Origin of the sequence: Winogradskyella sp. 4-2091, from assembly GCF_045765065.1 — a bacterium.
GTDB lineage: Bacteria > Bacteroidota > Bacteroidia > Flavobacteriales > Flavobacteriaceae > Winogradskyella.
In genome coordinates, this window is the sequence record NZ_JBJKOD010000007.1 from 16,411 (window position 1) to 39,553 (window position 23,143).

At 32.7% G+C, this 23,143-nt stretch carries 23 protein-coding genes; 18 read left to right on the forward strand and 5 right to left on the reverse strand.

All coding sequences use genetic code 11. The annotated features are described in order from the left end of the window. The first annotated feature begins 40 nt into the window (after nt 1-40). From ACJBCC_RS10495 to ACJBCC_RS10520, 6 genes are all read left to right on the forward strand, one after another. Nucleotides 41-601, forward strand: a complete 561-nt coding sequence (locus ACJBCC_RS10495) for a DUF4126 domain-containing protein (protein ID WP_407557136.1) — start codon at nt 41-43, stop codon at nt 599-601. A gap of 75 nt (nt 602-676) precedes the next feature. After that, the gene (gene kdsB, locus ACJBCC_RS10500; protein ID WP_407557137.1) at nt 677-1,405 is read left to right on the forward strand and encodes a 3-deoxy-manno-octulosonate cytidylyltransferase; all 729 of its coding nucleotides are present in this window, start codon (nt 677-679) and stop codon (nt 1,403-1,405) included. Next, nucleotides 1,396-2,100 (forward strand): HAD family hydrolase, encoded by a 705-nt coding sequence (locus ACJBCC_RS10505; RefSeq protein WP_407557138.1) that lies wholly within the window; start codon nt 1,396-1,398, stop codon nt 2,098-2,100. The genes kdsB and ACJBCC_RS10505 overlap by 10 nt, the downstream gene beginning before the upstream one ends. Before the next feature lie 4 nt (nt 2,101-2,104). After that, on the forward strand, nt 2,105-2,728 hold the full coding sequence (locus ACJBCC_RS10510) for a CatA-like O-acetyltransferase (protein WP_299100550.1): 624 nt from the start codon (nt 2,105-2,107) through the stop codon (nt 2,726-2,728). Between the two features lie 62 nt (nt 2,729-2,790). Then, nucleotides 2,791-3,852: an iron-containing alcohol dehydrogenase family protein gene (locus tag ACJBCC_RS10515; protein WP_299100548.1), complete on the forward strand. Its 1,062-nt coding sequence runs from the start codon at nt 2,791-2,793 to the stop codon at nt 3,850-3,852. A 1-nt stretch (nt 3,853) separates the two neighbouring features. After that, a complete protein-coding gene (locus ACJBCC_RS10520) occupies nt 3,854-4,402 on the forward strand; it encodes a 1-acyl-sn-glycerol-3-phosphate acyltransferase (RefSeq protein WP_299100546.1) in 549 nt (182 codons plus the stop codon). 104 nt (nt 4,403-4,506) lie between these two features. On the opposite strand, the gene ACJBCC_RS10525 is transcribed toward ACJBCC_RS10520, so the two are convergent. After that, complete coding sequence (locus ACJBCC_RS10525) at nt 4,507-4,983, reverse strand: nuclear transport factor 2 family protein (protein ID WP_407557139.1); 477 nt, start codon at nt 4,981-4,983, stop codon at nt 4,507-4,509. 99 nt (nt 4,984-5,082) lie between these two features. Between ACJBCC_RS10525 and ACJBCC_RS10530 the strand changes: the two genes are divergently transcribed. Continuing rightward, the gene (locus ACJBCC_RS10530; RefSeq protein WP_407557140.1) at nt 5,083-6,114 is read left to right on the forward strand and encodes a hypothetical protein; all 1,032 of its coding nucleotides are present in this window, start codon (nt 5,083-5,085) and stop codon (nt 6,112-6,114) included. Between the two features lie 54 nt (nt 6,115-6,168). Here the strand turns inward: ACJBCC_RS10530 and ACJBCC_RS10535 are convergent, their stop codons facing one another. Together ACJBCC_RS10535 and ACJBCC_RS10540 are read right to left on the reverse strand one after the other, a co-directional pair. Beyond that, complete coding sequence (locus ACJBCC_RS10535; protein ID WP_299100540.1) at nt 6,169-6,621, reverse strand: hypothetical protein; 453 nt, start codon at nt 6,619-6,621, stop codon at nt 6,169-6,171. Between the two features lie 41 nt (nt 6,622-6,662). Next, complete coding sequence (locus ACJBCC_RS10540; protein WP_299100538.1) at nt 6,663-7,760, reverse strand: heparan-alpha-glucosaminide N-acetyltransferase domain-containing protein; 1,098 nt, start codon at nt 7,758-7,760, stop codon at nt 6,663-6,665. Nucleotides 7,761-8,030: 270 nt separating this feature from the next. Between ACJBCC_RS10540 and ACJBCC_RS10545 the strand changes: the two genes are divergently transcribed. The 3 genes from ACJBCC_RS10545 to ACJBCC_RS10555 are packed head-to-tail and all read left to right on the forward strand — an operon-like array spanning nt 8,031 to nt 11,377. Further along, nucleotides 8,031-9,428: an alanine/glycine:cation symporter family protein gene (locus tag ACJBCC_RS10545; protein ID WP_407557141.1), complete on the forward strand. Its 1,398-nt coding sequence runs from the start codon at nt 8,031-8,033 to the stop codon at nt 9,426-9,428. Continuing rightward, nucleotides 9,406-9,663: a DUF4212 domain-containing protein gene (locus ACJBCC_RS10550; RefSeq protein ID WP_299100534.1), complete on the forward strand. Its 258-nt coding sequence runs from the start codon at nt 9,406-9,408 to the stop codon at nt 9,661-9,663. Before ACJBCC_RS10545 ends, ACJBCC_RS10550 begins: the two co-directional genes overlap by 23 nt. Nucleotides 9,664-9,682: 19 nt before the next feature. Then, nucleotides 9,683-11,377: a sodium:solute symporter family protein gene (locus ACJBCC_RS10555; RefSeq protein ID WP_299100603.1), complete on the forward strand. Its 1,695-nt coding sequence runs from the start codon at nt 9,683-9,685 to the stop codon at nt 11,375-11,377. 20 nt (nt 11,378-11,397) lie between these two features. Here ACJBCC_RS10555 and ACJBCC_RS10560 read toward each other — a convergent pair whose 3' ends face one another. Then, a complete protein-coding gene (locus ACJBCC_RS10560) occupies nt 11,398-12,312 on the reverse strand; it encodes an AraC family transcriptional regulator N-terminal domain-containing protein (RefSeq protein ID WP_407557142.1) in 915 nt (304 codons plus the stop codon). A gap of 172 nt (nt 12,313-12,484) precedes the next feature. On the opposite strand from ACJBCC_RS10560, the gene ACJBCC_RS10565 reads away from it, so the two are divergent. From ACJBCC_RS10565 to ACJBCC_RS10590, 6 genes are all read left to right on the forward strand, one after another. Beyond that, complete coding sequence (locus ACJBCC_RS10565; protein WP_407557143.1) at nt 12,485-13,984, forward strand: aldehyde dehydrogenase family protein; 1,500 nt, start codon at nt 12,485-12,487, stop codon at nt 13,982-13,984. A 70-nt stretch (nt 13,985-14,054) separates the two neighbouring features. Further along, nucleotides 14,055-14,411, forward strand: coding sequence for a DUF779 domain-containing protein (locus ACJBCC_RS10570; protein WP_407557144.1), 357 nt, complete (start codon nt 14,055-14,057; stop codon nt 14,409-14,411). A 36-nt stretch (nt 14,412-14,447) separates the two neighbouring features. Further along, on the forward strand, nt 14,448-16,355 hold the full coding sequence (acs, locus tag ACJBCC_RS10575) for an acetate--CoA ligase (protein ID WP_407557145.1): 1,908 nt from the start codon (nt 14,448-14,450) through the stop codon (nt 16,353-16,355). Between the two features lie 227 nt (nt 16,356-16,582). After that, nucleotides 16,583-17,533 carry an SDR family oxidoreductase gene (locus tag ACJBCC_RS10580; protein ID WP_407557146.1) on the forward strand — a complete coding sequence of 317 codons (951 nt, stop codon included), beginning with the start codon at nt 16,583-16,585 and terminating at the stop codon, nt 17,531-17,533. Between the two features lie 9 nt (nt 17,534-17,542). Further along, complete coding sequence (locus ACJBCC_RS10585; RefSeq protein WP_299100521.1) at nt 17,543-18,454, forward strand: AraC family transcriptional regulator; 912 nt, start codon at nt 17,543-17,545, stop codon at nt 18,452-18,454. A 12-nt stretch (nt 18,455-18,466) separates the two neighbouring features. Continuing rightward, nucleotides 18,467-18,982, forward strand: a complete 516-nt coding sequence (locus ACJBCC_RS10590) for a hypothetical protein (protein WP_299100519.1) — start codon at nt 18,467-18,469, stop codon at nt 18,980-18,982. Nucleotides 18,983-19,522: 540 nt separating this feature from the next. Here ACJBCC_RS10590 and ACJBCC_RS10595 read toward each other — a convergent pair. After that, entirely contained in the window at nt 19,523-19,690 is a 168-nt protein-coding gene (locus ACJBCC_RS10595; RefSeq protein WP_407557147.1) for a hypothetical protein, read from the reverse strand. Between the two features lie 84 nt (nt 19,691-19,774). Here ACJBCC_RS10595 and ACJBCC_RS10600 point away from each other — a divergent pair, with 84 nt between their 5' ends. Then, on the forward strand, nt 19,775-20,434 hold the full coding sequence (locus tag ACJBCC_RS10600) for an HAD family hydrolase (RefSeq protein WP_407557148.1): 660 nt from the start codon (nt 19,775-19,777) through the stop codon (nt 20,432-20,434). Nucleotides 20,435-20,549: 115 nt separating this feature from the next. Beyond that, on the forward strand, nt 20,550-23,141 hold the full coding sequence (locus ACJBCC_RS10605) for a zinc-dependent metalloprotease (RefSeq protein ID WP_299100513.1): 2,592 nt from the start codon (nt 20,550-20,552) through the stop codon (nt 23,139-23,141). The last annotated feature ends 2 nt before the right edge of the window (nt 23,142-23,143 follow it).

Genomic DNA, 23,143 nt, shown 5'->3' on the forward strand with positions numbered 1-23,143 from the left:
CAACGTCTTTTTGTTATATTTAATAATTTATTAAAATTTTATGGAAACAATTCTAAGTGTATTTTTAGGTGTCGGACTTGCTGCTTCGGTTGGCTTCAGAGTGTTTTTGCCATTATTTGCCTTAAGTTTAGCTGCTTATTTCAATGTTTGGGAACTTAATGAATCTTGGTTGTGGATTGGTAGTACAACGGCTGTTATAACATTAGGTATCGCCACATTAGTTGAGATAGTTGCCTACTATATACCTATTGTAGATAACGCATTAGATACTATTGCTATTCCATTAGCAACCATAGCAGGAACAGCAGTTATGGTCTCAACAGTTGCAGATTTAAGTCCTGTGATTACTTGGGCATTAGCCATAATAGCAGGAGGAGGAACGGCTGCTGCTGTAAAGAGTTCGGCAGGCATAACGCGTGCTGGTTCTACGGTGTCTACAGCAGGTTTTGGAAACCCTATTGTCTCTACCATAGAAACAGGGTCGTCCATAGTGATGTCTATTGTGTCTATATTTTTACCAATTTTAGCAATACTATTTGTCCTTTTTATTTTTTATATCATCTATAAGGTTTATAAAAAAATACGACCGAGTTCCAGTTAAGTATCAATATATCAAATCAGTTTTTAAAGTCGATTTTAAATCTTATTTTTGAAAATACTCACACAATTCATATAGATGAAAATAATCTCCATGATTCCTGCACGATATAGTGCATCACGTTTTCCAGGTAAACTAATGCAAAATTTAGCAGGAAAATCAGTGATTCTAAGAACATATGAAGCCACTGTAGCTACTAAATTATTTAGTGAAGTTTATGTAGTAACAGATAGTGAAATCATTTTGAATGAAATAGAAAGTAACGGAGGAAAAGCTATAATGAGCATTAAAGAGCATGAGTCAGGTAGTGATAGAATTGCAGAAGCTGTAGCTCATATAGATTGTGATATTGTTATTAATGTACAAGGTGATGAGCCTTTTACAGAACGCGAAAGTCTGGCAAAAGTCATTGATGTATTTAAAGATGATAAAGACAAAGAAATTGATTTAGCTTCTTTAATGGTTGAAATAAAAGATTGGGATGAAATTAGTAATCCTAATACAGTTAAAGTTATAGTTGATCAGCAAAATTTTGCACTTTATTTTTCAAGAAGTCCGATACCATTTCCAAGAGATAAAAATGTAGGGGCACGATATTTTAAACACAAAGGTATTTACGCCTTTAGAAAAGAAGCGATATTAGATTTTGCTGTCTTACCAATGCAATTTCTTGAGGCTACAGAAAAAATTGAATGTATAAGATATTTAGAATACGGAAAACGTATAAAAATGGTTGAAACCACAATACAAGGTGTAGAAATTGATACACCAGAGGATTTAGAACGAGCGAAGAAACTGTGGAAGTAAATTACAAAAACATAAAAGTTATTGGCTTTGATGCTGATGATACGCTTTGGGTAAATGAAACCTATTTTAGAGCTGCTGAAGAAGAAGCAGGTCGACTATTATCGCGTTTTGAGACACCTAACAAAATTGATCAAGAACTTTTTAAAATGGAAATTAAAAACCTACCAACCTATGGATATGGTGTAAAAGGATTTATTCTTTCTATGATTGAGTTAGCTCTAGAATTATCTAATTATACCGTTTCTAATGAAGTGATTGCAGAGATGTTAAAAATCGGTAAGGATATGATTAATAAACCGATAGAGTTATTAGATGGTGTAGAAGATGTTCTTAAAGTATTATCTAAAGATTATAGATTAATTGTTGCCACTAAAGGCGATTTGTTAGACCAAGAACGAAAATTAGAAAAATCTGGTTTGCTAAAATATTTTCATCATATAGAAGTGTTGAGTGAAAAGCAGGAATCTAACTATTCAAAATTATTAAATCATTTAGATATAGCTCCTGAGGATTTCTTAATGGTTGGTAATTCGCTAAAATCAGATATTTTACCTTTAGTAAAACTGGGAGCAAAGGCAATTCATGTTCCGTTTCATACAACCTGGCAACATGAAACTGTAACTAAAACGGAAGCCAACGGATCTGGTTATGCTACAGTAACCTGTTTAACTGAAATTTTAGATTTTTTTAAATAAAAGATTGAGAGTATTAGATAAACATACATGGAATAGACAGGCTCATTTTGAGTTTTTCAACACATTCGTAGATCCTTATTTTGGGGTCACATTTAAAGTAGATGTGACTAAAGCCTATAAATTATCGCGTGATAAAAACGTGTCGTTTTTTGTTAAATATTTGCATGCAACGATGCAAGCAATAAATGACGTTGAGAACTTAAAATATAGAATCAACGAATTGAATGACGTAGTGGTTTATGATGCAATACATGCCTCGCCAACAATTCTGAGACCTAATAAAACCTTCGGGTTTACGTTTGTGAATTATGATGAGGATTTTACTAAATTTCAAAATAATTTTTTAAAAGAAAAAGAAAGAGTATTCAATACTAACGATCTATTTCCACCAGTTAATTCAATGGATTGTGTACATTGTTCATCGTTACCTTGGGTTAATTTTACAGGTCATAAAGAACCGTTTAATGGTGCTAAAGATTCTGTTCCCAAAATCGCATTTAGTAAAATGGAAAGTGTAGGATCTAAAAAAGAAATGCAAATTGCAATTAGTGTTAATCATGCCTTGGTAGATGGCTACCATATTGGGCTGTTTAATGAAAAGTTACAATTTCATTTAAATAGGTCGTAAATATGAATGAAGTTGTTATTTTTGTTAAAGATATAAAGTAAATGATATATAAAAATTATCCAATGGTGTCCAGAGTTGTTTTTGGGCGAGGAAGTTTCAATCAGCTCGATGAAATTCTCGCAACAAAACGTAAAGGACGTAATGCACCATTTATATTTTATGTAGACGATGTTTTTAAAGGAAATCATTGGTTAACATCTAGAATTACGTTATCCTACAAGGATAAAATTATTTATGTACCAACAAAAGAAGAGCCAAAAACTACACAAATAGACCAATTAGTAGAAGACATCATTTTAGAGTATAGTGAATTGCCTTCTGGTATTATTGGAATTGGAGGCGGAATAGTAATGGATATTGCTAAAGCCGTATCATTAATGTTAACTAATAAAGGTGAATCTAAAGATTATCAAGGATGGGATTTAATAAAGCATCCGGCTATATATCATGTTGGCATACCTACAATATCTGGAACAGGAGCTGAAGTATCGAGAACTACAATTTTAACTGGTCCTATTCGTAAATTAGGAATTAATAGTGATTACACACCTTTTGATCAGGTTATACTAGACCCAGAATTAACAAAAGATGTTCCTAGAGATCAATGGTTTTATACAGGTATGGACTGTTTTGTGCATTGCGTAGAATCACTGAATGGAACATATTTAAATGCTTTTAGTCAGAGTTATGGAGAAAAAGCTTTTGAGTTATGTAAGGAAATCTTTTTAGAAGATACATTATCGCCTGAAGAGGCGCAATCTAAATTGATGATGGCATCTTGGCATGGAGGTATGAGTATAGCGTACTCTCAAGTAGGTGTAGCACATGCATTAAGCTATGGTTTAGGCTATCTTTTAGGTATTAAACATGGAATAGGAAACTGTATTGTTTTTGACCATTTAGAAGAATATTACCCTGAAGGTGTCGCTATTTTTAAACAAATGAAAGCAAAGCACAATATTCAATTACCTGAAGGTATTTGTGCAGATTTAGAGCCGTATGAATTTGACAAAATGATTGATGTTGCTTTAAGTTTAGAACCACTTTGGGAAAATGCAATAGGTAAAAACTGGAAAACCAAGGTAACCAGACAAAAGCTTTTAGAGCTTTACAAAAAAATGTAAAATGCGCTGGTTAGCAAAATTAATATATTTTAAGGTTTTGGGATGGAAAGTGGTTGGTAACACCAATTTTTCAAAGGATTCTATAAAAAAGGCTGTGATTATTGCAGCACCTCACACCAGTTGGAGTGACTTCTATATTTCTCTTTTATTAAGGAAAATTACTCAGGTTAAAACTAATTTTATTGGAAAAAAGGAGCTCTTTATATGGCCATTTGGTTACTATTTTAGAGCCGTAGGAGGTCAGCCGTTAGACAGAACACCTGGACAAAATAAAGTAGAAGCTATTGCTAAATTGTTCGAAGGTAAAAAGGAGTTTAGACTAGCTTTATCTCCAGAAGGTACCAGAAAAAAAGTAGATAAGTGGAAAACTGGTTTTTACTACATAGCCAAAGCCGCCAATGTTCCTATTATTATGTATACATTCGATTTTAAGAATAAACAAAATACAGTATCACAACCTTTTTATCCTACAGATGATATAGAAGCCGATTTTAAATTTATGAAATTGTTTTATAAAAATGTTATTGGAAAAGTTGAAGCCAACAGTTAAAAATATAATTTATGGCATAACATTTGAAGTATAGTTAATACAATGAAACATAAAGTAAACTCTAAGTCCCTAAAAAGAAACATTGTTCCAAAAAAGCTATCTAATTAATTAGATAGCTTTTTTTTATTGATAAACTTATCTAGTAGTGAATTTGTTTGTATTTGTAGTTTGTTTTTGAAAAAAGACATATCTCCAAATAAAAACCCTTTAAAACCAATAGCTTGTTTAGCCCAATTGTGTATATCAAAAACATCAGTATGCTTAATTATTAAGCCATCCTTAAATTCAAAAGTAGCATCAATTTTATTATGTACTTTTCTTCCAGTTTTACTAAAGGTATAATGTGCTTCCCAATGAGCAGAGCCTGTCTTTTCGTTAGTTATAATATTTGAGTGTTCTACTTTAAAACCATTTCCGTTTTGCGACTCGCAAAGCATTAACCACATAGATTTAGCTCTGTTACCTTTTAAAATACCAAAAGCTGGATCTTCAAAAACTACATCATCATGGTAGCATTTAACCATTTTATTGCCATCACAATTATTTAAAGCAGTATAAAATTCTAAAATTAAATCGTTCATTCTTAGGTTTTTGTGTCGTGTTTCTGAATGTGTTTAAATTTTTTAAAACCGACTAGTCTATAATTACGTAGGTAAAGTACAAACAAAAAAACAAAAAACATGAAAATTCAAAGAGCAACCTTATTTAGTACTTTATCAGCAGCCTTGTTATTATTTTCTACATCATGTAGTGATGACGATGATAATTCAATGGCTAATAATGATAGTGTAAAGGTATATGCATCAAATAATTCTAATGGTAATATTTCTATTTACGATTTTTCGTCTAGTACGAGTGTAACGACTAAGTCCTTAATCACGGTGTCTTCTGCTGCAGATGGAATTTATTTTGATGAGGATACAGAGACCGTTTATCAAGCCTCTAGATCTGGAAACAATTTAGAAGGCTTTATTGGTGTAAACGATATAGTTGATGGTACAGTTATAGATACAGCAATTTCAGGAGCAAGTGATATGACAAGTCCGAGGGAAGTTGCCGTACGTGGAAATTTATATGTCGTTGCAGATAATGCAGATGTAGATGGTGATGCAAATACACCAGATGGTAAATTATATATCTATACCTTATCTAATGGAAGTTTTACTCTAAGAAATGTAGTTACAACTGATATAAAATTATGGGGAATTACATTTAATGGTAACGATTTATACGCTGTTGTTGACGCAACTAATCAGCTTGCTATTTATTCAGACTTTTTGTCTAATACTACAACGACAACGGTTAGTGCAACCAAAACTATTGCGCTAGAGGGTATTGTTAGAACACATGGTATTACTTATGATACTAGTTCTGATGTTTTAGTAATGACGGATATTGCCTCAGCTACAAATGGTCAAGATGATGGTGGTTTTCACGTTATAGAAAATTTTACAAATAAACTAAATGCGTTGGCAAATGGAGAAACGTTAGCATTATCTAATCAAATAAGAGTTTCTGGTAGTGCTACATCATTAGGAAATCCTGTAGATGTTGCTTATGATGCAGAATCACGAACTGTTTATATTGCTGAAGCAGGAAACAATGGCGGTAGAATTTTAGCATTCAATAACATTGGAACAGGTGGAAATTTAACACCTAGTTTCAATAGCGCATTAGCATCGGCTTCGTCGGTGTTTATAACCAGTAATTAGTCGCTCTAATTGCTATGAAAGAGAAAAAGACCATCTTTAATTAGGTGGTCTTTTTTATTCTATAATAATTTTATTTCTGTAACCAATATCAGTTCTTGTATCAAACAAAAAATCAAAATATGCCGCACCATCTTTGGTTCCACTTATAACCGTTTTTGCTCTGCCAATTTCTAAACCAGATTTATTAAAGACTTTTGCCATAACTTCTTGATTAAAATCAGAATCAAAAATCACATATAAAGTTAGTTTGTTATTGTGGCTACTTGATTGACTTCCGATGTTATAAACACCAGTTTTTAAACCTTGTTTTTTAAGATTATTTGAAAGCATAATTTTACATTCTAAGGTTTTATCTACACCTTCAGAAACACCTTCAAAAAATTCCGTAGCACTTTCTCCAACAACTTCTCCACCTCTGTTAATCCCTTCTTTGGTTTTGTTCGCTATCCTATTGCAAGAAACTAGGCATAATATTAATAATAGTAGGATCGTTTGATTGCGTTTCATACTGTAGATGGTTTTATTCGAATAATTAAAAATATAAAAAATTATCGCGTATAGCGTTTAATTTTCTCCATTAATTTTCTAGTGTTAGAATATACAAAGGCATTAGTCTTAGCATAATGAAATGATAAAAAACAAACCACAGACAAAAATAACAACGCACCAATAATGGCTTGCCAAGGAGTGAGTGTATTCCCTATAATTTGGTGTAAACCTATACCTGTGAAGCTACCATAAATAATAATAAAATGTATAACATAAATGGATAGTGTTTTCTGTCCTATTCTTAGAATTAGTGGTTGCTTAATATAGTTCTCTGCTAAATAAAACAACGAGAATAAAATTAACACATTTCCAAATCTTGTGAAAAGATAATTATAATAGGCTACATCTTTAAAAATTGAAATATCAAACCAATAATAGAGTTTCATAAATAACCAAGCAGATTTCATTACTAGAGCAATTCCGAAAATAAAAAAACCAGAAACTATTGCTATTTTAAATTTTGGACGTTCCACATATCTATAAAACAATGTAGAAATAAAGGCACCAAATGCTACATAGCCAAACCAGGGAATAATTGTAAAAATAGAACCGTTAGATTTAGATAAATAGTTTGAGAAAATTAACGGAACTTCTGGTAATTCTAAATAGCGATATAATGGTTCTGAGATAAAAATACATAATCCTAGAACTAGCATTATTAGTGAGAAAAACAAAGTCTTTCTAAATGTAAGTTGATAAATTAGTACAATACCAATTAAAGACAATCCAATACATTGCAAAACGTCAATTACAAGAAAATAGGTGTTGAATTCGCCCATTAACCATTGAAATATAGGAGCTCTTAATAGATACCCAATTCCAATGAGCATTATACCACGCATCAAACCTTTTCGCATCCTTTGTTTAACCTTGCCGTTCCGTTTGGCCTTGATAAGCAAGTAAGAAAATATTAAACCGGAAATCGTAAAAAAGGTAGGAGCCGTAATCCCTCTAAAATATTCCCATATATTAAATACTGTATTATTTTGATCTCTATAAGATGGATCTAGTAAAGTGTCTATAAAATGGCCTTGCAGCATCATTAAAATTGCAAAGGCTCTTACAGCATCAATAAAATAAAGGCGATTAGGATTCAAATTAATTGGTTTGTCACAATAAATATAGCTTATATTATACTTACAGATCTCACATTATACTCTAAGAATACTATTTTTTTAGTATTAAGAATTAATATTTAGATGAAAATCTATTCAATTTGAAAGATTATAATTACTATTTCAATAGTTCGGTATTACAAAAATATGTTATTTAAATTTTATTGGTAAAACTATACATAAGCATATTAGTTATAAATAAATTGATGACATTATACTTTAAATAAAAACGGTTTATTAAATTTATAATCTATGACAATTCTTAACCAAATTCTTAAACAATTCTCGGATCTTGCTTGGGGTTTACCTTTGCTTATTTTATTAATTGGAGGTGGTTTGTACCTTTTAATTAGGTCTCAGTTTTTACCGTTTCGGTATTTAGGACATGCGATAAGTGTGTTACGAGGAAAGTATGACGACCCAAACGATCCTGGTCAGATTTCGCATTTTCAAGCATTAACAACAGCGTTGTCATCTACAATTGGTATGGGGAATATAGCTGGTGTAGCATTAGCCATTTCAGTTGGTGGACCAGGAGCTATGTTCTGGATGTGGATCAGTGCTATTGTTGGTATGGCAACCAAGTTCTTTACATCAACTTTAGCAATAATGTATAGAGGTAAAGATTCTCATGGTGAAGTACAAGGAGGACCTATGTATTTCATTATTGAAGGTCTTGGAAAAAACTGGAAATTTTTGGCTGTAATGTTTAGTGTTTTTGGTATGCTTGGGGCATTGCCTGTTGTGAATGTTAATCAACTAAAACAAGCCATTAATGATATTATATTAATACCAAATGGTGTTGAGGTTAGCTTTACTACCAATCTAATAATTGCTATTGTTTTGGTTGTTTTTACGTCTATAGTTATTCTTGGTGGACTAAAGCGAATTAGTTCTCTCGCAGCTAAAATGGTACCTACAATGGTTATTCTATATTTTGCATTAGTGTTAATCATTTTGGGTATTAATTTTGAAGAAGTACCAAAGTATTTTGTAATGATTTTTACAGACGCGTTTGAAGCTAATCATATAAATGAAGATTCTGTATTTGGTGGTGTATTAGGTGGGCTGGTTTTATTAGGCATAAAACGAGGAGCGTTTTCTAATGAAGCAGGTATAGGAACTTCACCTATGGCTCATGGTGCAGCTAAGACTGACGAACCTGTACGAGAAGGGTTAGTTGCTATGTTGGGACCTGTAATAGATACGTTGATAGTTTGTACGCTTACAGCTTTAGCTATTTTAGTCACAGGTGTTTGGCAAACAACGTCTAATAATGGAGTAAGTCTTACGGCATCTGCTTTTCAAGATGCAATTCCTGGTGTTGGTCAGTATCTTCTTATGGTATGTATATTCATATTTAGTATTTCGTCCTTATTTTCTTATGCCTATTATGGCACAAAATGCATGTCTTTTTTAATAGGAGCTGACAAAAAGCATTATTATAATTATCTCTACATTTCTAGTATTGTTATAGCAGCAATCACCAAATTTGAAGCTATGATAAATTTTATAGATGGTGTGTTTGCACTAATGGCAATTCCTACAATGACGGCTACTATAATCTTGGCGCCAAAGGTTATAAAGGAATTAAAAGGTTATATTAAAAGATTAAAACTAAATAAACATGAAATCAAAGAAGGATCCTAAAGGGTATTGGAGAGCCAATATCAAATATGTATTAATCTTACTTGCCATATGGTTTACGGTTTCATATGGTGCAGGTATCATTTTTAAAGATGAATTAAATACTATTAAAATAGGAGGTTTTAAACTAGGATTTTGGTTTGCTCAACAAGGCTCAATGTATGTGTTCGTTATACTCATTTTTGTATATGTGAAGCTGATGAATAATCTTGATAAAAAATTCGGCTATGATGAATAATCTATTTTTAATTGCAGGAATGGAAGTACAGACATGGACCTATATATTAGTTGGCATAACTTTCGCAATATACATCGGAATTGCAATATGGTCTAGAGCAGGTTCTACAAAAGAATTTTACGTTGCAGGTGGAGGTGTTTCGCCATTAGCAAACGGAATGGCAACTGCAGCAGACTGGATGAGTGCAGCCTCATTTATTTCTATGGCTGGCATTATTTCTTTTGCTGGCTATGATGGTGCCGTTTATTTAATGGGCTGGACAGGCGGTTATGTTTTATTAGCATTATTACTAGCACCATATTTACGAAAATTCGGAAAGTTTACCGTTCCAGATTTTATTGGCGATCGTTATTATTCTAATACAGCCAGATTGGTTGGTGTTATTTGTGCATTAATAGTGTCATTTACTTATGTAGCAGGCCAAATGCGAGGTGTTGGTTTAGTGTTTTCTCGTTTTTTAGAAGTTGATATCAATACAGGTGTTATCATAGGTATGATAATCGTGTTATTTTATGCTGTTCTAGGAGGCATGAAAGGCATTACTTATACACAAGTAGCACAATATTGTGTGCTCATATTTGCGTTTATGGTGCCAGCTATTTTTATTTCAATTCAAATGACAGGCAACCCAATACCACAACTAGGATTTGGTAGTACACTATCGGATGGTTCAGGAACTTACCTATTAGATAAGCTCGATGGATTGAGTACAGACCTTGGTTTTAATGAATATACAGAAGGCTCAAAAACCACACTAGATATTTTTGCAATCACACTAGCTTTAATGGTTGGTACAGCAGGTCTTCCGCATGTTATTGTTAGATTTTTTACTGTAAAGCGTGTTAAGGATGCTCGAAAATCAGCAGGTTTAGCATTGTTACTTATTGTTATTTTATATTCTACAGCACCAGCTGTGTCTGTTTTTGCTAGAACAAATATGATTGAAACCGTTTCTAATCAACCTTACACAGCAATGCCAGAGTGGTTTAAGAAATGGGAAACAACTGGTTTAATCAGTTTTACAGATAAGAATAATGATGGTATTATTCAATATGTAGCAGATGAATCAAAAAATGAATTGATTGTAGATAATGATATTATGGTTTTAGCAAATCCTGAAATAGCTAAATTGCCAAACTGGGTAATTGCCTTAGTAGCCGCAGGCGCTTTGGCAGCAGCACTATCCACAGCTGCAGGTTTATTATTGGTTATTTCTTCCTCAGTGTCTCATGATTTAATCAAGAAAATGATAAATCCAAAAATTACAGAAAAAGGAGAATTAATAGCGGCACGTCTTTCTGCTGTTGTAGCGGTTTGTGTAGCTGGTTATTTTGGTATTAATCCGCCTGGTTTTGTAGCAGCTACTGTCGCTTTAGCTTTTGGTTTAGCTGCGGCTTCATTTTTTCCAGCTATCATACTTGGTATTTTTTACAAAAAGATGAATAAAGAAGGAGCTGTTGCTGGTATGATAGTAGGCATAACTACCATGTTATTTTACATGACTAAATTTAAATTTGGCTGGTTTGGTGGTGGCGAAAAAGCCGATTGGTGGTTTGGTATTTCTCCTGAAGGTTTTGGAACTATAGCGATGCTTCTTAATTTTATAGTATCAGTTACAATTATGAAATTTACTAAGGTACCTCCAAAAGAAGTTCAAGATCTGGTTGAGAATATTCGTATTCCAAGTGGTGCAAATGAAGCGGTTTCTCACTAAGATGATATATTTAATAAAAGTTATTTATTTATCGAAGCCTTAAATTGTTGAGGTGTCATCATTTCCATTTTTTTAAATTGTCTGTTAAAGTAACTTGTATTGTTAAAACCAGATTGAAATGCAATTTCAGACATTCTTAAGTTTTTTGATTCTTTAATTAACTTTTTTGAAAACTTAATTTTTTCAGAATTGATATAGTCAATTGGAGAGATGCCTAAGGTGTTTTTAAATTGTTTATGAAAGTGGGAAGCACTCATGTACGCTTTTTTCGCTAATTGATCTACAGAAATATCTTTATTGGTAAGATTCTCTTTAATAAATTTAATTACAGTTCCTATTCTGGTATCATTAAAGGTGTGTGTGTCATTTATTATTAACGATTTAGCTTTTGTCTGAAGCAATCTTACAATTAATTCTTGAATCATTAAATCGAGTAAAACATCTTTAGACTTATTACTATTTGTAAAAGTGTACGTCAGTCTTTCAATAAGATGATTTACGTCAACATTATTTATAAGATGAGAAGTGGTTGTACTTAAGTCCCAATTGTTATTTTCATCTTCTATAGCAACATTATGATTAAATTTTTCTACAACTTCTTCAATCTTAAAAGCATCAATTCCTAAAGCCAGACATTGTGTAGGCTGGTTTTTGGTCGCCAAAGGAAAATCAATAATCATTTCCTTATGAGAAGGCATTACTACAGATTCTCCAGGAAAAAAGTCAAAAGCATCAAAGCCGTCTAAATGCATAACCTTCTTTCCGGTTAGCATACTTGCTATAATAGGAAAGTCAAAAGTTAACGATACTTTCTCTGCCATAGCATGAGTTTCATAGATGTTTAATTCTGCGTATTCGGCATTATAAGTAGTTCTGTTTTCTACTAATGTAGTAAGTTTTCTATGGCTTTTATGTTTAGATAGTAAGTGGCTCATTCTCAATATTACAAAAAAATAATCTTAAAATTAGTTAATAAGAGATATGTTCAAAAAGATAATAAATATGTTCAATTTATTTAGAATATGATAAAATAACTTTATCAAAAATACTAAATAGTCAAATTTTTGGCAATAAAAAGTATAAACTAATAAATAAACACATTAAGGTATGAGTTATTCTAAACCACAATTTAAAGAGAAGTATTCCAATTTTATAAATGGCAAATTTGTGCCACCTGTAGGTGGCGAGTATTTTGAAAACACATCTCCAGTAGATGGTACACTAATTGCAAAATATCCAAGATCGCAAAAAGAGGATGTAGAAAATGCTGTTGATGCAGCAAATGCGGCTAAAGCATCGTGGGGAAATACTTCAGCAACTGAGCGAGCAACATTATTAAATAAAATTGCCGATATTATTGAAGCCAATTTAGAAGAATTTGCACTAGTAGAAACTTGTGATAATGGAAAACCAATTCGTGAAACATTAAATGCAGATATTCCGCTTTGCGTAGATCATTGGCGTTATTTTGCCGCTTGTATAAGAGCAGAGGAAGGTAGTGCAACAGAGTTAGATCAGAATACCTTGTCCATGAATATTAAAGAGCCACTTGGTGTTATTGGGCAAATTATTCCTTGGAACTTTCCTTTATTAATGTTGTCTTGGAAATTACCACCTGCACTTGCCACAGGTAATTGTGTTGTTTTAAAACCAGCAGAGCAAACACCATCAACAGCCACATTATTAATGGAGAAAATAGCAGATGTTCTTCCGCCTGGTGTTCTAAATATTGTACATGGTTTTGGTCCAGAAGCTGGTAAACCTTTGGCATCGAGTTCTAAAGTAGATAAAGTTGCATTTACTGGTGAAACGACAACCGGACAATTAATTATGCAATATGCGTCTAAAAACCTTAATCCTGTAACTATGGAATTGGGTGGTAAATCGCCAAATGTCTTTTTTAATAGTGTTATGGATGAAGACGATGCGTTTTTAGATAAAGCTATAGAAGGCGCAGTTTTATTTGCATTTAACCAAGGTGAAGTATGCACGTGTCCTTCAAGGATTTTGGTACAAGAAGATATTTACGATGCTTTTATGGAACGTGTAATAGCAAGGACGGAAGCCATTGTACAAAATAATCCTTATGATACAAGTTGTATGGTTGGTGCTCAAGCTTCTAATGATCAGTATGAAAAAATACAATCCTATTTCAAAATTGGTAAAGACGAAGGCGCTAAAGTTTTAACAGGAGGTGAGGCTAATAAGCTCGAAGGCGAATTTGCTAATGGTTATTACATAAAGCCAACACTATTAGAAGGACATAATAAAATGAGAGTCTTTCAAGAAGAAATTTTTGGACCAGTGGCTTGTGTTACTAAATTTAAAGATGAAGCAGAAGCTATAGAGATTGCAAATGATACATTATATGGATTAGGAGCAGGTGTTTGGACGAGAGATGCACATCAATTGTATCAAATACCTAGAGCAATAAAAGCAGGTCGTGTTTGGGTAAATTGTTACCATGCCTATCCTGCACATGCACCATTTGGTGGCTATAAAAAATCGGGATTCGGAAGAGAGAATCATTTAATGATGATGAGTCATTACAGACAAACTAAAAACATGTTAATCTCTTATGATAAGAACAAGTTAGGTTTCTTTTAGAAATTTATTAATAGCAGAATTAGGCTGAATTAGTTAATTTAATTCAGCTTTTTTTTAATGTATAAAACATATGAAACGAGTAGAAATAACAGAAGAGGCAGCCAAGGTGGTTCAACAGCTAAAGGCCAAGCATGGCGAATTAATTTTTCATCAAAGTGGAGGCTGTTGCGATGGTTCAGCACCAATGATTTTTGAAAAAGAAGACATGTATTTAGATGAGAGTGATATTCTTTTAGGAGAAGTAGAAGGCGTTAACTTTTATATGAATCAAGATCAATATGAATATTGGAAACATACACACCTTACAGTAGATGTAACTAAAGGGAGAGGAGCGAGTTTTTCTTTAGAAATTCCATTAGGCTTAAGGTTTTTAATTCACTCCAGATTATTATCCGAAGAAGAAGCTTCTTTTTTTAATCCAAAATAACTACCTTTTTAAACTTAAATAAATAGAGACTAAATAATGAGTAATTATCACATTAAACACTTAGAAGAGTATTACCAAGTGTACCGTAAATCAGTAAGAAACCCGGAAGTTTTTTGGGAAGAAATAGCGGAAGAACATTTTATATGGCGAAAAAAATGGGATAAAGTTCTTAGTTGGGATTTTTCAAAACCAGAAATAAAATGGTTTGAAGGTGCAGAACTCAACATAACGGAGAATTGTATAGATAGACATTTATATACAAGAGGCGATAAAACAGCTATTATTTTTGAACCTAATGATCCTAAAGAAGAAGCTGAACATATTACATACAAGCAATTACATGAACGTGTTTGTAGGTTTGCCAATGTATTATTAGATAAAGGCATAAAAAAAGGAGATAGGGTTTGTATTTATTTACCTATGATTCCTGAATTGGCAATTTCAGTATTAGCATGTGCTCGTATAGGAGCCATACATTCCGTAGTGTTTGCCGGTTTTTCTTCAACAGCTTTAGCGACTAGAATTAACGATTCTGAATGTAAAATGGTAATAACCAGTGATGGTTCTTATCGTGGTAAAAAGACAATAGATCTAAAAAGTATTGTAGATGAAGCCTTAGAAGATTGTACTTCAATTGAATCTGTTTTGGTAGCAAAACGTATTAATACTGATATTAATATGAAAGAAGGTCGTGATTATTGGTTGCAGCCTTTATTAGATGAAGCCTATTCAGATTGTGTACCAGAAATAATGAAGGCAGAAGATCCACTATTTATTCTATATACTTCTGGTTCCACCGGAAAACCTAAAGGTATGGTGCATACAACAGCGGGTTATATGGTGTATACAGCCTATACCTTTAAAAATGTATTTCAGTACACCGAAAAGGACGTGTATTGGTGTACAGCAGATATTGGATGGATCACTGGTCACAGCTATATTGTTTACGGACCACTTTGTAATGGAGCCACAACTGTAATGTTTGAAGGCGTACCAAGTTATCCAGATTTCGGACGCTTTTGGGATATCGTAGAAAAGCATAAGGTTAATCAATTTTATACAGCACCTACTGCAATAAGAGCATTAGCTAAAGAAGGCATTGATCATTTAGAAAAACATAATTTGTCATCCATTAAAGTGTTGGGTACTGTAGGTGAACCTATAAATGAAGAGGCGTGGCATTGGTACGATGATAATGTTGGTAAGAAAAAAGCACCAATTGTAGATACATGGTGGCAAACTGAAACAGGCGGCATAATGATTACTCCAATAGCATTTGCAACACCAACAAAACCAACCTATGCAACATTACCTTTTATAGGTATTCAGCCAGCATTAATGGATGAGCAAGGTCAAGAAATTAAAGGTAACCAAGTAGATGGCAGACTATGCATTAAATTCCCATGGCCAAGTATAGCCAGAACAATTTGGGGCAATCATCAACGCTATAAAGACACCTATTTTTCTGCTTACGATAATATGTATTTTACAGGTGATGGAGCGTTGCGAGATGAAGTAGGTTATTATAGAATTACAGGTAGAGTAGATGATGTTATTATAGTCTCAGGTCATAATTTAGGAACAGCTCCAATAGAGGATGCTATTAACGAACATCCTGCGGTTGCAGAAAGTGCAATTGTAGGTTTTCCACATGATGTTAAGGGAAATGCGCTTTATGGTTATGTAACCTTAAAGGAAACTGGAGAAAGCAGAAATCATGATAATTTACGTAAAGAAATCAATCAATTAATTACAGAGCAAATAGGCCCAATTGCAAAATTAGATAAGATTCAATTTACAGATGGTTTACCAAAAACACGATCAGGTAAAATAATGAGAAGAATATTAAGGAAAATTGCATGTAATGAAACCGATCAATTAGGTGATACAAGCACACTTTTAAATCCTGAAGTAGTACAAGATATTATGGATAATGTGTTGTAAATACTTAAAGTTTACGGCTATCATTACTAAATTTTGTTAATTAACAGTAGGTTTATGTTTGATGTATAAAAGGTAATTAGTGGTTTCTGTATTAAATAATTAATTTTTCCGTAGTATGGTGCAATTACCCACTCAAACCAAAAAGTATCCAACTTTAGAAAATCCGTATAAGAAGTTAAGTTCCTTTCCGACCTAATTTTGTCTTATTAAATCAAACGTAAGCAAAAATGGAGAAAAATCAATTTGGTAAAAAAGGTTGGACACCAGATAGAATTGAAAAATTAAATGGTAAAACATATGTAATAACGGGAACTACAAGCGGAACAGGATTTGAAGCAGCGAAAATATTACTATCAAAAGGAGCAAAAGTGGTAATGCTTAATAGAAACCCAAAGAAAGCTGAAGACACCATTAAAATTCTAAAGCAAGAACTTGGAAATGATATAGACGTTGTAGCTATAAAAATGGATTTGGCTGTTCAAGATTCGGTGAAAAAAGCAACAGAAGAAGTTGTAAAAACAGTTCCTAAAATCGATGCACTCATTTGTAATGCTGCTATTGCCCAAGTACCTAAACAAACGTTAACAGTAGATGGATGGGAAAGTCAAATGGGAACAAATTACTTCGGAAACTTTACGCTTCAAGCACTATTGTTCCCACTTATTAAGAAATCCAAAGGACGAATTGTAACGGTAGGAAGTTTGGGATATGATATGGGAATTAAAACCATCAAATTTGATGATTTGAATTGGAACAAAGATTACACGCCTAATAATGCATATAGTCAAAGTAAACTGGCGCAGATAATGTCTATGTACGAATTACAAGATAGATTAAAAGAAGCTGGGAAAACAGATGTTAAAGCATATGCTTGTCATCCAGGTTCTTCAAGAACCAACCTAATAAATTCAAGTGGTAGCTTTATGATGAAATTCATCTTTAATCTAATGAAATTGTCGCCATTAACACAATCGGCTGAAAAAGGTGCTTATCCGCAATTGATGTGTGCCACAGAACCTAATTTAGACCAAAGTAGTTTTTATGGTCCAACAGGAAGAAATAATTGGACTGGCCCAGTTGGAGCACATAAATTAGAATCACACGCAAAAGATAAAGTCGTATCAAATAAATTATGGGAACTTTCGGAAAAGGAAACAGGTGTAAAATGGAATATATAAATTTGTATGATGGAGCACTTTAAAACATTATCGACTTATCTCGATTATTTAGAAGTACCGAGACCAGAACACCCTATGTTGAGTGTTTTCAACTCAAAAGGCGATGGTTATTTACCTTGTCCAAAAGAAAGTTCGCCACCAATTACAAACGATTGCTATTCCATTAGCTTAAAGAAATTTGTAAAAGGCGACTTAAACTACGGACGAACAAAATATGATTTTACCAATGGAGCTTTAATTTTCATTGCACCAAGGCAAATTCTACAATGGGATAGTAGCGTGGTTTTTGAGCGAAAAGGCTTTTCAATAAACTTCCACGAAGATTTTTTGAAAGGAACAGATTTAGCACAACAAATAAAAAAATATGGTTTCTTTTCCTATTCAGTAAATGAAGCATTACATCTTTCGCCAAAAGAAGAAAAGCAAATAGAATTAATAGTTGAAAATATTGAAATAGAATATCATAACAACCAAGACGAGTTTAGCAAAGAAATTATCATTTCTCAATTAAGTACGCTTTTTAAGTATGCCAATCGATTTTATGAAAGACAGTTTTTAAACAGGAAAGAAATATCGAACGATTTGCTGGAACAATTTAATCAGCAATTAACTGAATATTTTGAATCAGGTCATTTACAAGAAAAAGGAATTCCATGTATAGAACACATAGCAAATAAAATGTTGGTTTCTCAACGTTACTTAAGTGATACTTTGAAAAAAGAAACAGGTAAAACTACAACTGAACATTTGCAATTGTATTTAATTGACGAAGCAAAAAACATTCTTTTGGAGCCTCATAAAAGCGTTTCGGAAGTAGCTTATGAGTTAGGGTTTGAATATCCACAATATTTTTCTAGATTATTCAAAAAGAAAGAAGGAATAAGCCCTTCAGAATACCAACAGAAATATAGTATGAACTAGGAATTATTGTCAATGGAACTATTAAAATTAACTACAGAGTGGGCAAAAGCTGAAGTATTCTCAACACGTTTTTTTATCCTTTTTGCGATTGGGTTTTTAATTGCAAGTATTGGGTTTTGGCAATTAGGAAAAACAGATTTAGCAAAAGCTTATATTATTCCAACTTTGGTAGCAGGCATTCTACTTTTAATTATTGGTATGGGTCTTAACTATACAAATATACAAAGAGTTAAACAGTTTGAGAAAGACTTTAATACTGATACAGCTGCTTTTTACCAATCCGAAATAGAACGTTCAGAAAGTACATTAAAGGAATATACAGTTGTTTTCAAAGTAATTCCAATTCTTATAATTGTTTCAGCATTACTAATTCTGTTCATTAATACACCAACTTGGAGAGCAATTAGCATTACAACAATTGCAATGTTGATAGTTATTTTATTAGTTGATGGAACTGCTTACTCTAGAATTGAAACGTACCATAAAGAATTGAAAATGGTACAATTGAATAATGCAATCAAAAAATAACGGCGTACAACACCCAATAAGGTATATAAATTCTCGACCTGAAATTCACTTTACCTGCAGCCATATTTCGGAATGAGATATTTTTTTTAAGTTATAAATTTTCTTCCAATCTATTTTCCTAAGTTCATTATTGGAATTGATAAATATGCCACTTTGTTCATTGTAATTTCCGAATTACCCTTTTTAAGGGCTTGTATCTAGAAATGAGTGCATTGTAAAAAATTGCAGTAATCCATTCTCAAAGATCATCGTTACTCGTCCATCCACTTTTAGAGTCCAATTCAATGATTCCTTTAAGTTGGTATTTCTCAAATAGGAATTTCCACACAACATCAAATATGGAGGCTTCTAAAATTTGACAGAAATCAAATAATTCAATTACGCGAGTCTTATCAGAAAGTTCTTTTTTGAAGTAATTTTCTCCGTTTGGGTTAGGAAACTATCTCCATGCTAATATTTGAGTTTCGGGTTCCATTAAATCGTTTTCTTTAGAGAATAACTACACTTGCAGAGGTTTATATGGCAATACATATAGTTTGTTTAAGAATCATCAGAAGCATTATTTTGTGCTTTAGCTTTCTCAACAATAGCTCTTAAACGGGCTTTACGTTCAGCATCTTTAGACTTTATTTTGTTTTTTTTCTGAGCAATTAGTTTGCTATGCTTGGCTTTATTATTGGTGTTTTTCTCTTTTCCTTTTTTCGCCATAATAGATTTGTTATTTAATAATGAGATTTCTCGTTGCACTCAAAATTACTCTTTACTATCTTCGTGGCTAAAATAATATATTTTATGCTCAAAGCCGTATTATTCGACATGGATGGTGTTATTGTAGACACAGAACCTTTACATCGTAAAGCCTATTATCAGATGTTCAATGATGTAAATATTGAAGTCAATGATGCACTTTATGAATCGTTTACTGGGCAATCTACAATCAATATCTGTAAACGATTAGTAGATCACTTTAATATTAAGCAAGCACCAGAAACTCTTGTGTCTACAAAACGAAAACACTTTAAATATTTGTTTGAAAACGATTCTGGTTTGGTATTAATTGATGGTGTTTTAGAGCGCATCAAGGACTATTATGCTAATGGTGTAAAGCTGGTAGTGGCTTCTTCGGCTTCTATGCCAAATATAGAACGCATTTTTAATCGCTTTGATCTAAACCAATATTTTATGGGAAAATTTAGTGGTGCAGATTTAGAGAAATCAAAGCCTCATCCAGAGATTTTTCTAAAAGCGGCTAAACATACAGATCAAGATAAATCAGAATGTATGGTTATTGAGGATTCTACTAATGGCATTAAAGCAGCACATGCTGCAGGAATTTTTTGCGCTGGTTTTAAAAGTAAACATTCGTCTGGCCAAGACTATGCATTAGCCAATATGGTGGTTTCTAGCTTTGAAGAGCTGTCTTATGATAAACAGCACTTATATTTTAAATAATTCTCTTTTTATGATAAAGTGATAGGTTGAGAGTTCCTTATTTTAACAAAATATTAGAGAATCTTTTATGATTTATTCAATATCTTGTTAAAATACAAACTAATCAATTTTAATCATGAAAATCAAAAAACGAAATGTCTATAGACTCTTATCTATAGCGCTTGTAGTTAGCGCTTTTATGGCACCTCAAAATGTAGAAGCTCAAAAAAAGAAAAAGAAAAAGAAGGATAAAACCGAAACACCAGCACCGAAACCTAAATCTAAGAAAAAGTCAATTAAAGACCTCACTAAATCTAGTGAAAAGATAGAAGGTCTGTTTACCATGTATCGCGATACAATTACTGGAGCATTACAAATGGTAATTAGTGATGAGCAATTAGGTAAAGATTATATACATTTTAATCAAGTATCTAATGGTGTTGTAGATGCAGGCCGTTTTAGAGGTGCTTATGGTGGCTCTAAAGTTTTTAAAGTAAAAAAATTCTATAACAAAATAGAATTTGTTTCTCAAAACACGTCATTTTATTTTGATCCAGATAATGCAATCTCTAAATCTAAAGATGCTAATACTAGTGAAGGTATTATGGCAGCTGTAAAGATTGAAGCACATGATGAAAAAGCAGGTTTATATTTAATAAAAGCAGATGGTTTGTTTTTAAAAGAAACATTAACCCAAATTAAACCACCACGTTTTCCGGGTTCTAGCCCTATGGCATTTAAATTAGGAAATCTAGACAAATCAAAAACCAAAATTAATAGCATCAATAACTATGATGATAATACAAATCTTGAAGTTGAGTATGTATACTCAAGCCCTTCGGTACTAAACGGTGGTTCTCAAGCTGTAACTGATGGAAGAAATGTGAGTATTAAAGTATTTCACAGTTTAATTGCAATGCCAGATAATGATTATGAAATTCGTTTAGACGATCCTAGAGTGGGTTATTTTACGACACAAGTGAATGATCAAACGGCAACTAACTCTGCACCATACAAAGATTTAGTACATCGATGGAATTTGGTTAAAAAGGATCCTAATGCTGCCTTATCAGAACCAGTGGAACCTATTACATGGTGGATGGAGAATTCTACACCAGTGGAATGGAGAGAAACAATTACACAAGGTGTGTTAGAGTGGAATAAAGCTTTTGAAAAAGCAGGCTTTAAAAATGCCATGGTTGTTAAGTTACAACCAGACGATGCAGATTGGGATGCAGGAGATATTAATTATAATGTATTACGTTGGACATCTTCTCCAAATCCGCCTTTTGGTGGCTATGGACCAAGTTTTGTAAACCCAAGAACAGGAGAAATAATTGGAGCAGATATAATGTTAGAATATGTGCATTTTACTAACAGGGTATTCTATGATCAGTTATTTGATTTAGCTAAAGCAGATGTGGAATTTGATGCTGCAGACTATTTAAAAAAGAATAAAGTTTTATGTTCATTTGGTCATACAATGCATGAGAATACCATGTTTGGTCAAGCAGTTGTAGAGGCTACAAGTGGATCTGATATCGAAATGGCACGTATGAAAAAAGAAGCAATGATCGCATTAATTATGCATGAAGTTGGCCATACGTTAGGACTAAATCATAACATGAAGGCTAGTCAATTATTTTCGCCAGAACAATTAGCAGATAAAGATTTTATTGAAGGGAAATGCTTAACAGGATCTGTTATGGATTATGCAGGTATTAACCTAACAAACAATAGAGCAGATCAAGGTCAGTATTACGATACATCTGTGGGTCCTTATGACGTTTGGGCAATTCAGTTTGGTTACACACCATTTAATTCTGAAGCTGAAAAAGTAGCTTTACTGAATAGATCAACAGAACCAGAATTAATTTTTGGTAATGATGCAGATGACATGCGTGCGCCAGGAAAAGCGATTGACCCAAGAGTAATGATTGGAGATTTGTCTAATGATCAAATAGGTTATTCTATAGACAGAATAAAATTGGTTGATAGTATGATGAATGATATAAAATCTAAATTTTCTAAACCAGGAGAGTCTTATCAAGAATTAAGGCGAGCTTACTACATTTTAAGTGGACAACGTGCTACGGCTGTCAATGTTATTTCTCGATTTATTGGTGGTGTTTATGTAGATAGATCAATGATTGGTCAAGAAGGAGGAAAGCAACCTTATACACCTGTAAGTTTGGTGGATCAAAAAAGAGCAATGAATGCATTAAAGAAATATGCTTTTGCACCTGATGCATTTAACGCACCAAATGATTTGTATAATTATTTAGCTTTACAAAGAAGAGGTTATAACTTTTTTAGAGGTCCCGAAGATCCTAAAATACATGCGCAAGTATTAACGTATCAACGTAATGTGCTAAGACATATTTTACACAATAATACGTTACAGAGAATTTCGGATAGTGAATTGTATGGTAATGAGTACTCTTTATCTAAATATATGACTGATTTAAATTCTGCTATTTTTAAAACAGATATTTATGGTAACGTCAATTCCTTTAGACAGAATTTACAAATATCATATACAGATATGTTAATTGATATGTTAACAGGTAAACAAAGTAGCAGATATACAAATACTGCCAAATCAATGGCTTTATATAATTTAAAGCAAATTAGAAACATGGCAGCACCAAATGGAAATGTATCTAGCAAAGCACATAAACAACATTTACGTACTTTAATAGATAATGCATTAAAAGAGGTTAAGTAGAA